Origin of the sequence: Elusimicrobium simillimum (assembly GCF_049639735.1) — a bacterium.
Taxonomy (GTDB): Bacteria; Elusimicrobiota; Elusimicrobia; order Elusimicrobiales; family Elusimicrobiaceae; genus Elusimicrobium; species Elusimicrobium simillimum.
In genome coordinates this window covers 697,788-712,735 of record NZ_JBEVVA010000003.1, presented here as the reverse complement: position 1 = coordinate 712,735, position 14,948 = coordinate 697,788, and the positions used below count along the sequence as shown (strand labels likewise).

The 14,948-nt window shown below is 45.3% G+C and carries 17 protein-coding genes; 3 read left to right on the top strand and 14 right to left on the bottom strand.

Features of this window, described 5'->3' with window-relative positions:
- The first annotated feature begins 1 nt into the window (after nt 1).
- Both AAIR98_RS04090 and AAIR98_RS04085 read left to right on the top strand, forming a co-directional pair.
- A complete protein-coding gene (locus AAIR98_RS04090) occupies nt 2–775 on the top strand; it encodes an EFR1 family ferrodoxin (protein WP_423970978.1) in 774 nt (257 codons plus the stop codon).
- A 49-nt stretch (nt 776–824) separates the two neighbouring features.
- A complete protein-coding gene (locus tag AAIR98_RS04085; protein WP_423970977.1) occupies nt 825–1,793 on the top strand; it encodes a glycosyltransferase family 9 protein in 969 nt (322 codons plus the stop codon).
- Between the two features lie 127 nt (nt 1,794–1,920).
- On the opposite strand, the gene zupT is transcribed toward AAIR98_RS04085, so the two are convergent.
- From zupT to nifU, 14 genes are all read right to left on the bottom strand, one after another.
- Nucleotides 1,921–2,712 carry a zinc transporter ZupT gene (gene zupT / locus AAIR98_RS04080; protein WP_423970976.1) on the bottom strand — a complete coding sequence of 264 codons (792 nt, stop codon included), beginning with the start codon at nt 2,710–2,712 and terminating at the stop codon, nt 1,921–1,923.
- Nucleotides 2,713–2,719: 7 nt separating this feature from the next.
- Nucleotides 2,720–3,682, bottom strand: a complete 963-nt coding sequence (locus AAIR98_RS04075; protein ID WP_423970975.1) for an NAD-dependent epimerase/dehydratase family protein — start codon at nt 3,680–3,682, stop codon at nt 2,720–2,722.
- Nucleotides 3,675–4,118: a hypothetical protein gene (locus tag AAIR98_RS04070; protein ID WP_423970974.1), complete on the bottom strand. Its 444-nt coding sequence runs from the start codon at nt 4,116–4,118 to the stop codon at nt 3,675–3,677. Before AAIR98_RS04070 ends, AAIR98_RS04075 begins: the two co-directional genes overlap by 8 nt.
- A gap of 12 nt (nt 4,119–4,130) precedes the next feature.
- Nucleotides 4,131–4,853: an energy transducer TonB gene (locus AAIR98_RS04065; RefSeq protein WP_423970973.1), complete on the bottom strand. Its 723-nt coding sequence runs from the start codon at nt 4,851–4,853 to the stop codon at nt 4,131–4,133.
- Nucleotides 4,854–5,001: 148 nt separating this feature from the next.
- Entirely contained in the window at nt 5,002–5,409 is a 408-nt protein-coding gene (locus tag AAIR98_RS04060; RefSeq protein WP_423970972.1) for an ExbD/TolR family protein, read from the bottom strand.
- Complete coding sequence (locus tag AAIR98_RS04055) at nt 5,399–6,028, bottom strand: MotA/TolQ/ExbB proton channel family protein (RefSeq protein ID WP_423970971.1); 630 nt, start codon at nt 6,026–6,028, stop codon at nt 5,399–5,401. The genes AAIR98_RS04060 and AAIR98_RS04055 overlap by 11 nt, the downstream gene beginning before the upstream one ends.
- Before the next feature lie 63 nt (nt 6,029–6,091).
- The gene (locus AAIR98_RS04050; protein ID WP_423970970.1) at nt 6,092–6,496 is read right to left on the bottom strand and encodes an endonuclease domain-containing protein; all 405 of its coding nucleotides are present in this window, start codon (nt 6,494–6,496) and stop codon (nt 6,092–6,094) included.
- A 58-nt stretch (nt 6,497–6,554) separates the two neighbouring features.
- Nucleotides 6,555–7,049 (bottom strand): phosphatidylglycerophosphatase A family protein, encoded by a 495-nt coding sequence (locus AAIR98_RS04045; protein ID WP_423970969.1) that lies wholly within the window; start codon nt 7,047–7,049, stop codon nt 6,555–6,557.
- Nucleotides 7,039–7,689, bottom strand: a complete 651-nt coding sequence (gene pgsA, locus AAIR98_RS04040; RefSeq protein WP_423970968.1) for a CDP-diacylglycerol--glycerol-3-phosphate 3-phosphatidyltransferase — start codon at nt 7,687–7,689, stop codon at nt 7,039–7,041. The genes AAIR98_RS04045 and pgsA overlap by 11 nt, the downstream gene beginning before the upstream one ends.
- 1 nt (nt 7,690) lies before the next feature.
- The gene (locus tag AAIR98_RS04035) at nt 7,691–8,461 is read right to left on the bottom strand and encodes a LolA family protein (protein WP_423970967.1); all 771 of its coding nucleotides are present in this window, start codon (nt 8,459–8,461) and stop codon (nt 7,691–7,693) included.
- A gap of 136 nt (nt 8,462–8,597) precedes the next feature.
- Nucleotides 8,598–10,895, bottom strand: coding sequence for an FtsK/SpoIIIE family DNA translocase (locus AAIR98_RS04030; protein ID WP_423970966.1), 2,298 nt, complete (start codon nt 10,893–10,895; stop codon nt 8,598–8,600).
- Nucleotides 10,896–10,984: 89 nt separating this feature from the next.
- Nucleotides 10,985–11,839: a serine O-acetyltransferase EpsC gene (gene epsC, locus AAIR98_RS04025; RefSeq protein ID WP_423970965.1), complete on the bottom strand. Its 855-nt coding sequence runs from the start codon at nt 11,837–11,839 to the stop codon at nt 10,985–10,987.
- Nucleotides 11,836–12,993: a cysteine desulfurase NifS gene (nifS, locus tag AAIR98_RS04020; RefSeq protein WP_423970964.1), complete on the bottom strand. Its 1,158-nt coding sequence runs from the start codon at nt 12,991–12,993 to the stop codon at nt 11,836–11,838. The genes epsC and nifS overlap by 4 nt, the downstream gene beginning before the upstream one ends.
- 1 nt (nt 12,994) lies before the next feature.
- Nucleotides 12,995–13,849, bottom strand: coding sequence for a Fe-S cluster assembly protein NifU (gene nifU / locus AAIR98_RS04015; protein WP_423970963.1), 855 nt, complete (start codon nt 13,847–13,849; stop codon nt 12,995–12,997).
- A gap of 153 nt (nt 13,850–14,002) precedes the next feature.
- On the opposite strand from nifU, the gene AAIR98_RS04010 reads away from it, so the two are divergent.
- Complete coding sequence (locus AAIR98_RS04010) at nt 14,003–14,761, top strand: hypothetical protein (protein WP_423970962.1); 759 nt, start codon at nt 14,003–14,005, stop codon at nt 14,759–14,761.
- Nucleotides 14,762–14,948 lie beyond the last annotated feature (187 nt).

The following is a 14,948-nucleotide window of genomic DNA, read 5'->3' as shown; positions in this document are numbered from 1 at the left end:
TATGGAAACAATAGTTTACGCCTTTTCAGGCACAGGCAACAGTTTGTACGCCGCCAAACGCGTGGCAAGCGCACTTGACGCTAAAGTTAAATATATTGTTCATGAAGCTAAAGAGGGGCATTATAAATGCGAGGCCGGGCGTGTTATCTTTGTGTTCCCGGTATACGCCTGGGGCCCGCCGGCAGTTGTAAAATATTTTATGGAAAAACTTGATCTTAGCCAGGCTTCTTATATATCCGCGCTGGCAACGGCGGCCAGCTCCACAGGCGCTACATTTGGCATAGTTGCGGATATTTTGGCCGCCAAAGGCAAACCTTTAAACTACGCTTGCACCATAATGATGCCTACAAATTACTTACCGTTATTTACAGTAAAACCGGCGGGTAAATGTGCAAAAAAATTAGAAAAAGCGGATAAAAAAATAAGCAAGTATCTTGAAGATATAAAAGCCGCCGTTACCGCGCGGCCATATAAAGCAGGTTTTTTAGCTAAAAAATTTTATAGTTTTGTTTATGATAAAAATTCTAAAAAAGACAAAAACTTTTTTGTAGACCCTGTGTGCATAAAATGCGGCGTATGCGCCAAAGTCTGCCCCGCTCATGACATAGAAATTACAGACGCCGGCCCCGTGTGGCAGGGCAAATGTATGCAATGCATGGCCTGCGCCAATTACTGCCCTACAAAGGTTATACAAATTAAACGCGCGTTTACATCACGGCAAGGCAGGTACCACCATCCCGGTGTAACAGATATTGATATAGCGGCGCAAAAATAAATTTAAAGCCCCGGTTAACCGGGGCTTTTTTATTTATTATAATTAAGTTATGCAAAATATTCCTAAAATACAAGATATTAAAAACCTGCTGATACTGCGCGGCGAGGGCTCGCTTGGCGACGCTATTTTATCTTCTTGCTGTTACAGGGAATATAAAAAAGTTAACCCAAACCTTAAAATATCGGTAGTATGTTTTGGCAGCGCCACTGCCTACCTTAAAACAAATAAGTATATAGACAAACTTTACGTGCTGCCCATACCACGCGTACTGCGCCCCAACCAGCGCTGGCCAAGCCTTATATATTATGGGCTTAAAATGCGGGCAAAAAAATTTGATCTGGTTATTGATACCTGCAAAAAAGATTTTAAAAACTGGCGTTTGTTCCGTTGGTTATGCGGCAAAGATATGATAGCGGACCATCTTTCACTGGCTATAGATATACACCGTCCGCCGCTGCACGCAAGCGAGGCCGAAGGTAAAATAGTAAGCGTACTTACGGGTAACGACACAATAGACGCCTCCTATGACCTTACCGTACCAGAGGAAACTAAAGAGCGTGTGCGGCAGTTTCTCACGCAGCATAATATTGGCTGTTACACTTTATTAAACCCGTTTGCTTCCGTGGTGCAGCGCACTTTAAATAACGATACCGTCAGCAGAATGTGCAACTTTTTAAATGATAAATATCCCAGTAAAAATATAATAATACCCGCTATGCCCAGCCAGGTTGCGGCCGTGCAGGGAATAATAAAACAAAACCCCGCCTTTAATATTATTATGTTTGAAACCAAGTCTTTGTTTGATATGTTTGAGCTGGTCAACCGCAGCGGCTTTGTTATAACGCCGGATACGGCTATAGCGCACGTGGCCTCGGGCTTTGAGCGTAAGTCTATAATTTTTTACAACACATTTTCAGAATACAACGCGCCCAACAACCCCGCCGCGGCGGTTATTAAAACCGACCCCGGTGACATAAATAAATTTAACTGGCAAGATTTTGAACAAGCTTTTAAATAAAATACCCCCGGACAAGTTGTCCGGGGGTATTTATTAGTGCTGTATGCTGTAAAAACAAATGTTGTTATAGAAGAAAATTTTCACAGGAGTTTTTACCCTCTCCCCTAAGAGGGAGAGGAAAAGAAAATTAAAACAACACCAAGCTTATTGCCATTACCAGCATGCCGGCTATCACGCCAAGTATCTCTTTATGCCCGTCGCCATACTCATTAGCCGTTGGCAACAATTCGTCAAAAGAAATATAAATCATAATACCCGCCACCAGCGCGAACACCACGCCAAAAGTAACAGGCCCTAAAAAGCGTGACAAAAACGCCCACCCAATTAGTGCCCCCACAGGCTCCGCCATGCCCGATAGCCCAGAATATAACAAAGCCGACTTTCTGCTGCCGGTAGCGTTATAGATAGGCACCGCCACCGCTATGCCTTCCGGTATATTATGTATGGCAACGGCAATAGCTATGCTGATACCTAACTGCGGGGAGTTAATGGCGCTCATAAAAGTGGCCAGCCCCTCGGGGAAGTTGTGCACGGCCAAAGCAAGCGCGGTAAATAAACCTATTCTTCTTATTTTTTGTATATGGGCGTCACGGAAAGATGGTTCAAACTCTTTATTTTCCAAATGGTGCTGCGGTATCAGCTGGTCTATTATACCGGCTATTAATATACCGCCAAAAAACGCGCCGATAGTCGCCCACCCGGCCGCCTTTTGCGACATTACTAAAGCTAAGTTTTCTGTAGCCGTGGGCAGCATTTCCATAAAGGAAACATATATCATTACGCCTGCGGAAAAGCCCATGCCTATGGAAAATATTTTAAGGTCATCACGTTTGACAAAAAAGGACACAAACCCGCCCAACAGCGTTGCGCTGCCGGCAAGAAAACTTAAAAGTAAAGCAAGTAAAACTGTGCTATCCATAACTCACCTAAAAACTTTTTTTAAGCCCCTCTTCAAGCGTGGTAAACTGCTGGCCTGTAAGAGTGACCCACTTTTTGCTTGAGCATACCCAGTGGCCGGGTATGGCGGCCTCGCGCACTTTGTCATAATTAAGCGCGGGGGCAAAGCCAAAAAACCTAGCAAGCGTCTCGTAAACAAACGCCACTATTTTAAGCACCCATAAAGGCGCGGTAAACATAAAAGGCTTTTTTACTTTCATGGCGGCGGCCATAGTTTCTATAAAATAACGCCAGGTATACACCCTGTCTTCACACACGTAAAAAGTTTGCCCGTAAGCGCCCGGCAGGCTGACAGAACGCACTAACGCTTCTACCAAATCGTCCACGTAAATAAAGTTAAAATAAGCGTCGCCCTTAGAGGTATTTACCATTACACCCCTTTTTACCCAGGCGGCAATCTTAGAAACGCCGGAATCGTTTTTGCCATAAACTATAGGCGCGCGGAAAATGATTGTTTTAATATTAGCGGGCAGCGCACGCACATACTCTTCCCCGCCAAGTTTTGTGCGGCCGTAGTCTGATGACGGCGCGGGCGCGTCGGCCTCGCACCTGGGGTTTTTGTAATCCACGCTGTAACCGCCGGCGGCCTGGCTGGACATGTATACAAAAAACTCAAGCCCCGGCACCTTTGCCGCGGCCTCTGTTAAATTTTTAGTTGTGGTAATATTAGCGCGTTCAAACCCGCTATAGTTGTAAGCGAAAATAGCCGCCGCTAAGTGGTACACGCCGTAGCAGCCATCAAGCGCTTTTACTAAGGAGTCGCCGTCCATATAATCCGCTTTTAGGTAAGTTATTTTAGGGTTGGCGGACTTGCGCTCCGTCCTGCTTAGTATTCTTACGCTATGCCCTTGGTCAAGCAGGGCCTTGGTTAAAATACCGCCGATAAACCCGCCCCCGCCGGTAACAGCGAATGTTTTAGCGGTATCAGTCATTTAAACTCTCCATCGCTTTATCGGCGCGTTTTTGAAAGTCGTTCATTTTTTTGGCGGTTTCTTTTGTGTTGTCCACCCAATCTTTGGCCGAGCCTATTTTTATGCCGAAGGCGGAAAGGCCCTTTTCAACGTCGCTTTTAGTAGGAAAATCGCCGTAAGCAAGCCTTTTTAAAGGAGTAACTTTTGATTCCTGCGGGAAACGCTGCAGCGTAAACCACGCGCACACGCATATAAGCGCAAGCGTGATAAGCAGGTTAACCCTGCGCCAGTTTTCCATACCCAGCACCGTAATGACAAGACCCACCAGTATAGCCGCTATAGACCACACTATGGCCGACATTACGCCGTACGAAAACCCGCCCATGCCGTAATGCGGAAAGCAAACCATCACAAAAAAATGTATTAACAAGATAAAAAATATTCTTCTTATTGTCATATAAATAATCTCCTATGCTTCGTCTTTAAACTCTACCGTTACCGTCAAGGTATCTTTACCAAAATCTTTTGGCAGCGGCGGGAAAGGCGCCGCGCCCTCTACGCTGGACTTGGCGGAGTAATCATACCCCGCGTTGCCGGACTCGCTTACTACTTTTACATCCGTTATACTGCCGTTGGCCTGTATGGCAAATGATACCGAACACGCCAGTACGGCGTTTTTGGGTTTACGTTTTTCCCACTCTGTCCAGAGCGAGTTTCTTACCTGTGTTATATACCACGGGTATGGGAAATTAGAAAAATCTGTCTTTATACCGCCGCCGGGGCCGCCGGAACCCGCGCCTGTTTTTGCAGCGTCGGCCGGTTTAGCTTCCGCCTTTTTATTTTCGGTTTCCGCCAAAATGCTGGGGGTGCCTAAAACTATTTTTTTGGGTTTGGCGGGGGCCGGTTTTTTGGTTATTTCCTGCTTGGCGGCGTAGGCTTTTTTATCGGCCGGGGGCGGGGTTATAGGTTTGGCCTCTTCTTTAGGGGTTTCTTTTACTTCCGCTTTAGACGCGTCTTCCGCCTTGGGGCCAACTTCATCCTGCGGGGCTGTTACGGGGCCCTGAAATGACTGACCAAGAAAATCTATAGTATAGGTAGCGATAGGTTTTTTGGCGGCAGGGGCTATAGACAAGAGTAAAAACCCCGCCAATAACACATGCAACCCACCAGAAACCACATAATACCTATTCATTCTTTTTTAGCGCTTGCTACTCCTGTTTGCCTTACCCTTTGTACTGCCGTTACTTCAGAATGTTCTATTTTTGGCTCTTGCTACTTTAGTTTGCCTTACCCTTTATACTGCCATTACTTCAGAATGTTCTATTTTGGCGCTTGCTATATTATTTGCCGGATTTTTCCAGTACGCCTATACCCAGCTTGGCGGCGCCAAGTTCTTTGGCTATGTCAAAAACATTTACTACCATTTGCACGGGCACGTCTTTATCGGCCTGAACAAGTATGGCTTTTTTGCTGGCTTTGCCCATTCTAAGCGTAAGCTCACGCTGCAGGCCGTCCATGGGCACAACAGTGCCCTGCACGGTAATAGTGCCGTTCTTTTGTATTTCCACCCTTATAAGGTCGTCCTCAACCACGGCGTTAACGGTGCTGCTTTTGGGCAGGTCAACGTTAAGCTGCATTTGCACAAGGTACGGCGTCATAACCATAAAAATAATAAGCAGGATTAGCACAATGTCTATAAAAGGCACCATGTTAATCTCGCCAATTGGTTTTCTTACTCTAGTTACCATTTATAATCTCGCTGGCTATGTTTTCAAGTTCACGTTCAAAAAAGTTTATCTGGCTGACAAAATAGTTGTACGCTATAACCGCCGGTACAGCCACAAATAAACCCGCCGCCGTGTTAATAAGCGCCTCGGCAATACCTTTGGCCACTACGGACGGGCCGGCAGTAGCGGCTGTCATAGAAGCTAAGTCAGCAAAAGCGTGCATAACGCCCAAAATAGTACCAAACAAACCTATAAACGGTGTTGTACTGCCAAGCGTGGCTAAGATAGGCAGTTTTTTGTGCAGCTGTGTAATTTCCCAGTCTATAGAAGCTTCTGAAATAGCTTTAAGCGCGTCGCCGCGGCGGCCGCTGGTAAGCATGGCGTTTATCAGCTTGCCCGCCGGGGTGTTTTTGGCAATGTCGCGTTTGGTAGCGTCTATCGCTTTGTCCGTGTTGCCTGTTTTAATTTGGTATTTAACGTAAGCAATAAGCTTGCGGCTCATGTTTATTTGCTTTCTTAAAGTAAAAAATCTTTCTAAAATTACCGCCAGCGAAAATACTGAAAGAACTAAAAGCACTATAAGTACCGGGCCGCCCGCGCTAAGAAGCTCCCTAACATTAGTCATATTTGAAAAGTCCATCATCGTCTCCTTTTATTACTCCCTCACCCCTTTTGGAAAATTGAGCCAAACTTGCCGAGGGTATTAATTAGTTCTCCCTCGCCCCTCTTGGGGTGAGGGTTGGGGTGAGGGGCTTGCAAGCCGTTTCCTTTCTTCAACCATGTTCTGCAAAGAAAGATAAACACCCTCTTCATTTTTTAAAATTTCATTGTTCCAAAACCTTATTACTTTATAACCTAAAGAATTAAGAAAACCTGTTCTCAGCTTATCTTTTTCTTTATCATCATCGTGCTGCCCACCGTCACATTCTATTACAAGCTTTAAGTCAATGCATACAAAATCTACAATATAACGGTCTATTTGGAATTGCCTTTTAAACTTTACGCCAAACTGGTTATTTCTAAGCATTTTCCAAACTGTTAATTCTGCGGGGGTTGAGTTTTTTCTGTTTACTATTGCAAAAGATTTTAAGTTTCTATCTTTGGCCATATTAGCATTCCCCCTCTCCCTAGCCCTCCCCCCAAGATGTGGGAGGGTACTTTAATTTTTAAAATCCTCTGGTGTCCCAAAAGTATAGGACAATCAGTAATATCCATACGCATATGTTTGCTACTATGCCGCTGGCTACGTCGTCCAGCACTATGCTGGCCGGGGTTTTCATTTTATCCAGCTTTTTTATGGGGCCGGGTTTAAGCCAGTCAAAAAGCCTGAATAAAATAAACGCCGCGCCGTAAAAAAGTATATTTTTGGGCATAAACGCTAAAGCAAAAAAGTAACCCGCTATTTCATCAATAACAATCTTGGGGTTATCATGCCCTTCAAAGGTGGCGTTCTTTGTTACCCATATGGAAAACACCATAAAAGCTAATAAAAATATTATTTGCGCCCACCAAACTTCCGGCATAAAAAACCACGCTAACGGCACCGCCACCAACGTGCCCAGTAAACCGGCCCCGGTATTTTTGTGACCCTTAAGCAGCGTCGCGGGCAGCAGGCTTACGTAAAAGCCAGACGCTAAAAAGTTAAAAATCTTATTTTTCATTTTTATCTTTTCTCTTTATAGGTAAGCTCCAGGCTTTTTCAAGCATCTTCCAATTATTGTTTAAGTATGACGCCATGCTAAGCCATGTTATAACAGCGGCTATCACCGTAATAACATAATCTAAGTTGCGAAATGTGCGGTAGGTAATTCTAAAAATATCTTGTAGAACTCCGTCTGTAATTTGTGACAGATGGTATACGTTAAGCACAAAAAATATTAGACCCACGGCGGACATTTGTATAACTGTTTTAACTTTGCCCCAGCGTTCCGCCGCCAACACACTGCCTTCAAGCGCGGCTATAACGCGCAGTGTTGATACCGTAAGCTCGCGCAGTATTATCAAAAATACCGCCCATACCGGAACGTTTAACTGCGGTATCGCGGTGAATGCGAACAACGCCGAACAAACTAAAATCTTATCCACAAAAGGGTCCACAATAGCGCCGAAAGGCGTGTATGTGTTGGTAGCCCTTGCTATGCGCCCGTCTACCCAGTCTGTGGCGGCGGCTACTATAAAAATAAGTGTGGCTAAAGCGCGGGCAGAATAGTCCGGTATTAAAATGGCAAAGAACATTACCATAGAAAGCCCGGCTCTTGAAAGCGTTATTTTATTGGCAAGCGTCATTTCCGTTTTGCTCATATTATATTCCTTTAAAAACTTCCCCTAATTTAATATTTTTTTGTGTGGCGGTAAGAGTGGCTGTTGTGGTAAGATCGTCAACAACAAGCGATATTTCCTGCGGGAAATAGTCCTGGCTGCCAAGCGTTATGTAAAGCGTGTGCCCCTTCTCACCTTTTGGCGCCAGAGTTAAAACTACAGTGCCGTTTTTGTCTTCTTTAAAATCTGTAACGTCGTGCTCGTTAATAAGCGCCGTGTAATTGCCAAAGTCAAACAGCGCTTTGTTTGTCTGGCTGCTTAACCAATCGCTCCACTTAAGCGTGGTGGTTTCGGTCATGTCAGGGGCAAAAATTTTGATTTGTTTTTTATCTGTTACCGCTACTTGCGTTAATGCGCCGCCAGTGTTGTGCTGGTCAAGGCGCAGCTTGTTGGGCTTAGCGTAGTAAAGCTCCCCGCCGGATTTTGATATAACCACACCGTCGTAAATAGTTGCCTGTTCAAATTTTGTTTTTAATGTGGAAAGTTTTTTGTCCCATTCAATCAAACGGGCAACGGCGATATCTTTAGGTTGCGCTTTGGCCGCTGGCTGCACTGTTGTTGCGGCGGGCTTTGCAGCGGTGGGCGGTGTAACCACAAGTTTAACTTCTTCCTTAACTTCAGGCGTTGCCGTAAGTTCTTCTACTACAACAGTTTCTGTAGTTTTAAACTGCTCTTCCGTTTTTTTAGATTTAGCGTCAGACGCGCAGGCGCACATGGCTAAAGTAAGAATCATTAAAAATTTTATTTTGTTCATAATCACCTATTTGTAGCGTTATTAGCTTTATTTAAACAACTTGCTCCGCAAAATTAAATCCCTCCCCCTCTGGGGTACTCCCTTTACGAAAGGGAGAAAAATAAATATGTCTATCTAGAGTATCTCTCTCCACAACCTATTTGTACACGGTTTCGTAGTTAGGTTTCGAAGAGGAATTTTTGCTTTTAAGTTCCGCTAAGCCGGACTCTATTAAATCAAAATGTATCTCCCACCTGTTGGAACCCTCGGGCTTGGTAATATAGCCTTTCATCTCAAGCACGCTTAAAATATTAGTTGCGCGCGCGCTGGAGCCAAAGTGCGCTTTAAGCAAATCCTGCGACACTCTGCGGCGTTCTAAAATTAATGAAAGCGCCTGTATCATTTCTTCCGCGCTGGCGCCCAGGCCGTCCTCGGGCCTGCCGCCGTTTGCGCCCTGCTCAGACATAATTTGCAGCGGGTAATCCGGCCCGCCCTGCTCACGCAGAAAGTCGGCCACTGCGGCAATTTCATTTTCAGACACGTACGCGCCCTGTATACGGTGTGGCTTTTGGTCTGACGTGCCCTGGTAAAGCATGTCGCCCTTACCAAGCAAAGCGTCTGCCCCAAGAGCGTCTAAAATAACACGGGAATCTGTTTTGGAAGCCACCTGCAGCGCAATGCGCGAGGGCAAGTTGGCCTTAATAACACCCGTAATAACGTTAACAGACGGGCGCTGGGTGCACAATACCAAATGTATGCCAACGGCGCGGGCCATTTGCGCTAAACGCTGTATAGAATCTTCTATAGCGGCGCGTGTTTGCAGCATAAGGTCGGCCAGTTCGTCTATTACTACTACTACGTAAAACATTTTGTCTTCGCCGTTTTGCTCGGCCCATTTATTGTAGCCGTCAATGTTTTTAACTTTGGCAAGCTCCATAATTTTGGTACGCTTTTCCATCACTTTTACCAAAGTCTGCAGTGACTTTACCGCCCCTTGCGCGTCTGTAATAACGTTAACGTCCTCACAGGTTGTTTTAGGGTCGTACAGGTGCGGTATTCCCTCGTAAAGCGTAAGCTCCAGGCGTTTAGGATCTATCATTAAAAATTTAACTTCGTCCGGTTTGGCTTTATATAAAACGGACATTATTATGGAATGCAGACAAATACTTTTGCCGGAGTTTGTAGCGCCCGCTATAAGTAAATGCGGCGTGCGCTCCAGCGCCATGGTGGCGGGCAGGCCGTCGGCGTAGCGGCCAAGCGCTATGGGCATAACAGCCTTGGAGTGCGTGAAAGTATTGTCCTGTAAAATTTCTTTTATGGTAACCATCATGGCGTGTTCGTTAGGTATTTCAAAGCCTATGGCGTCTTTGCCCGGGATGGGCGCTTCCACACGTATGCCGCGCGCCTTCATGGCAAGGGCGATATCGTTAGAAATTGCCACAATATTGCTGATTCTTACGCCGGGGTCAGGCTTAATTTCATAGCGTGTTACCACAGGCCCCGGGGATACGCCGGTAACCGTTGCGCCTATTTCAAAACTTTTTAAAGTGTTTTCAAGGAGAGCTGTTGCCATGGCAATTTCTTCATCTGTTGGGCCTAGTATGCCCTCGTTCTTAGGGTCTTGCAAAAGGTCTAAGGGCGGTAATTTAAAATTGGCAATGTCCACCTTTTTGCCAGGTTCGGCAGGTTCGGTGGCAACGGGGGCGGCCTTTTTAGGGGTTTCCGCTCTGTTGGGTGCCTTGATAATTTCAGCCACGGGGCGGCGTATTTCTGGCTTGGAGCGGATTTCGTTAATCTGCTCGGCCACCGGGCCGGCGGGCCTTGCTACGGGAACTTCCGCTTTGGCGGGCGCCTCAACCTTGGCTTCTTCTATTTTGGTTTTAAGTTCTGCCTTGGCCTCGTGCCAGGCGTAGTAGTCTTGCTTGATAAGGTCAATTAAATACCTAAACGTGCTTACCCACGGTATGGCAAACAAAAGGTGAATACCCGTAAATAACAGCGCGAGTGAAAATAGCGTAGCCCCGGCAGTGCCTACTAAACTTTGCATAAAAACAAACATCTCACGCCCTATTGTACCGCCCTCAATGTAAGAGCCTTTAAATATAAAACGCAGGCACGCAAGCACGCTTGCTATGGCGGAAAGTGATATACCCATGCCCACTAAAAACACAAAAATATTGGCCGCCCTATGTTTGACCGAGCGCACCAGCCAGTAAAAAAAGAACAGCGGCATAAGGTAAGAGGCGTGGCCTAAATAGTTAAAAAAGAAATTGGAAACAGCTTCCCCGTACGGGCCTTTTGAGACGTTAAACCATTGTATAAAAAACAGCCAGGCGCACAAAGCAAACGCCAGCGCCCAAAATAAAAATACCAAAGCGTTAGAGCTGGAACCCTTTTTCTTAAGTTTCTTAGATTTTTTCTTGCCCTTATAGAGATAATAATTATTATTACGCATATGTAAATATTTTAACATTTATGCGCCGGGTTTGAATAGATGAATTTACATAAAAATCCCCGCTGTAAAGCGGGGATAGGAAAGAGGTACTAATTTTTAGCGGGAACGTCGGCGGTTATCCAACTGTTGCCGGGGATTACCGCGCCGCGGCCTACCGTGATATTGCCAAGCACGGTAGCGTTGGCATATATTGTCACGTTGTCCTGCACTGTGGGGTGGCGCTGAATGCCTTTAATTGGGTTGCCGTTTTCGTCAAGCGGAAAACTCTTGGCGCCAAGCGTTACACCCTGGTAAACTTTAACATTGTCGCCTATTACCGTGGTCTCGCCTATTACAACGCCGGTACCGTGGTCTATAAAAAAGCTATGTCCTATTTGGGCGCCCGGGTGAATATCAATGCCTGTTTTGGAGTGGGCGTACTCTGTTAAAATACGCGGTATTATGCGCACGCCTTTTTTATATAAAAAATGAGCCATACGCTGGTAAGACAACGCACGCAGCCCGGGGTAACAAAGCAAAATTTGGTACGGGTCAGAGGCTGCCGGGTCGCCGTTATAAGCGGCGCGGATGTCTGTAAGCAGAATTTCTTGTATATGAGGAAGTTCGCGCACAAAATCCGCGGTTATTGCCAGCGCAGGGTCTTCTGTGCATTTACAAAATTCATTGTTATCAGTAAAAAGGCAAATTGTATTTTGTATCTCACACACAAGCATATGCGCGGCTTCCAAAATTAAACTTTCCGCGCGGGCGTCAACCTCGGCGGCGGTCATTCTTTTATGGGCAAAAACATTTATAAACAAGGCTTCTTTAAATTTTCTAAAAGCGTCTATAATGTTTTTGTGGGACGGAAAAAAGCAGCCTTTCCCCTCCGGAATATAAAGCGGACTGTTAGGGTCAAAAATATTTTTGCGCAAAGTTTGCGCTGTTTTTTTTATATCTGTCATACTCTTCCAAACGGTGATATGGCGCGAAGTTTTTCTATAATACCCGGCAGCACCTCTATCACTTTATCTAATTCTTCTTTGGCAGTCTCTTCGCTAAGAGAAAACCTGATGGAGCCGTGTGCGAAGTGAAAATCCACACACATGGCGCGCAGCACGTGGCTGGGCTCTAAACTGCCGGACGTACAGGCCGAGCCTGACGATGCGCAAATGCCGTAATCGTCTAAATGCATTAAAATAGATTCCCCCTCCACATAACCAAAACTGATGTTGGTGGTGTTGGGTACTCTCGCGTCTACGTCGCCGTTTATTTTGGCGTGCGCTATTTTGGTAGTAAGCTCGCGCTCTAAATAATCACGTAAAGATTTTAACTTTGAAGTATCTTTTAAAGCTTCCATGGCCATTTCGCACGCTTTGCCAAAGCCTATTACGCCGGGCACATTTTCGGTGCCGGCCCTTTTGCCCTTTTCCTGGTGGCCGCCTATTAAGTAAGGCAAAAACCTTGTGCCCCTTTTTACATAGAGTGCGCCTATACCTTTCGGCCCGTGTATTTTGTGGGCTGAGAAAGAGAGCATGTCTATATTAGTGCCCGCTACATTTACGGGTATTTTACCAACAGCCTGCACAGCGTCCGTATGAAAAAGCGCGCCGTTCTCTTTAGCTATTTTTGCTATTTCTTCTATGGGGAAAATGGTGCCTGTCTCGCTGTTGGCCCACATTACGGAAACTAAAGCGGTGCCGTCGTTAATGGCGGCCTTGTACTGGTCCATATTAAAACGGCCGCTTGCGTCAACGCCTATATAATCAACTTTGTAACCCTTGGACTGCAGGTGTTTAAACACCTCCATAACGGCGGGGTGCTCTACAGCTGAGGTGATGATATGTTTTTTATCCGGGTAGCAGTTAACGGCAGAAAATATGGCCGTGTTATCTGCCTCCGTGCCGCCGGCGGTTATGATAATTTCGTCGTCATATTCCGCGCCTATCATGGCGGCGATATGTTTTCTTGCTTTGGTTATTTCGCCTTTAACATTGGCGCCAAAACTGTGCATGCTGGACGGGTTGCCGTATTTCTCACTAAAATATGGCAGCATGGCCTGCACAACCTCCGGCCATGTTTTTGTAGTGGCGTTGTTATCTAAATAAATAGGTTTCATACTAAACCCCTTCCACCTTTATGTTAGGTGAAATTTTATCCTGAAGCGTTTTTTCTATAAGAATTTTAAGCGTGTTTTGCGCGCCCATACAGCCCTGGCACGCGCCAAGTAAACGCACTTTAATTACGTCGCCGGCAATGTCTACTAATTCTACCGAGCCGCCGTCCATGTTAAGCTTGGGGCGGACGTCAGCTTCCAACACTGCCTCAACTGTTTTTATTTTGGCGACAATTGTCATATCTTCAAATTTAGCTTCGGTTTTGGCGGGAGCGGGGACCTCGCAGGAATACACTTTATCTATTACACGCTGTATATCACCCTTGCACTTGCCGCAGGCGCCGCCGGCTTTGGTAAAGTGGGTTACGTCTTCCACCGTTTTTAAATTGTTGTTGCGCACAGCCTTGATAATGGTTTCTTCCGTCACGTTAAAACACTTGCATATGACGTGCTGCGTTTCGTCCTCTTCAAATACAACAGGCTCGCCGCCTTGGCGGTAAGATTTAATCGCAGCTTCCAGCGCTTCCATACCCATGACGGAGCAGTGCATTTTTTCTTCCGGCAGAGAGCCAAGCTCGTTGGCAATGTCTGCGTTGGTAATTTTGGCCGCTTCTTCAAGCGTTTTGCCTTTTACCATTTCCGTTAAAATTGAAGACGACGCAATGGCGCTGGCGCAGCCGAATGTTTGAAATTTTGCGTCTAAAATTGTTTCCGTGTCTTTATCTACCTTTAACGTAAGTTTTAAAGCGTCACCGCAAACCATACTGCCTACCTGGCCGGTGCCGTCGGCGTTATCCACCGCGCCTACGTTTTTAGGGTTTTTAAAATATTCTTTTACTTTATCTGTGTAATCCCACATACTTAGCCCCCTCTAATTGGCTGGGCGAGTTGATGCATCAACTCACTTTATAAATTATAGCATGTTGGCAAAACTATTTCAACAGTTATCGAACTATTGGCATATTCCCGTATACAATTGCTATAATTATTTGACATTTTAATAGGAGGGCACATGCCTGAAACTAAAAAAACAATAAACTTTGTAGAGCTATTTACAGACACAGCAAATGTATTTAAAGTAATTTTCCCTAAAATTTGGGCCCTGCTGTTTTTATTGGTAACAGTGCCTACGGCATTATCAATATCTTTTTTCTACGGCAGGCCGGAGTCTACGGCGTTCTCTATGCTTGGCTCTTTATCTTCCATAGTTGTATTTGCTTTTGTGCTTTATTTCGCGCAGGCCGCATTAAACGGGCAGGCAATAACAGTTAAAGAAGCATGGCAAAAATTTATTAAAAATATTGTGCCGCTTATTACAACATTTGTAATTATGTTGGTAGGCATAATAATATACAGCGTGCTTATGGTAATAAGCATTTTTATAATATTATTTTTTATAGGTATACCGCAGCAAGGGGCCGCGCAGTCTGAAGTGATGATAAAAGTATTTATAGCCGCCGCACCCGCGCTTATAGTTATGATGTATTTTATTACAAGAATTTTCTTTGCGTTTAACTACGTGTATCTGGACGGGCTAGCCTGGTTTGAACCTTTTAAAAAGTCTTGGGCTTTATCTTCAGGGCACGTGCTTAAAATAATAGCTTTGTTTTTACTGTCTGCCGTGGTTGGGTCAATAAGCACAATATCGCTTGTCTTTAATATACCGGCGGTTACATTTTTGATTACCTTGCTGTTATTCCCGGTTACGTTTTATTTTTCAACGCTGTACTGCGTGCTGTTTTTAAAACTATACACCCCGCCGCAAGCTTAAAATTTAAAAATAAACCACCCCGCTCAGTTGAGCGGGGTGGTTTATTTATAAAGTGCCGTTATATAAGACTATTTATCAGGGGCCCCGAAGATTTGAGTGAATTTTTGAGTTTTCCCCGTTTCGGGCACACTTGCCCGCAGCGAGCCATGCGAGTGAAGTGTATGTCCAAACGGGGAAAAGTCAAAAA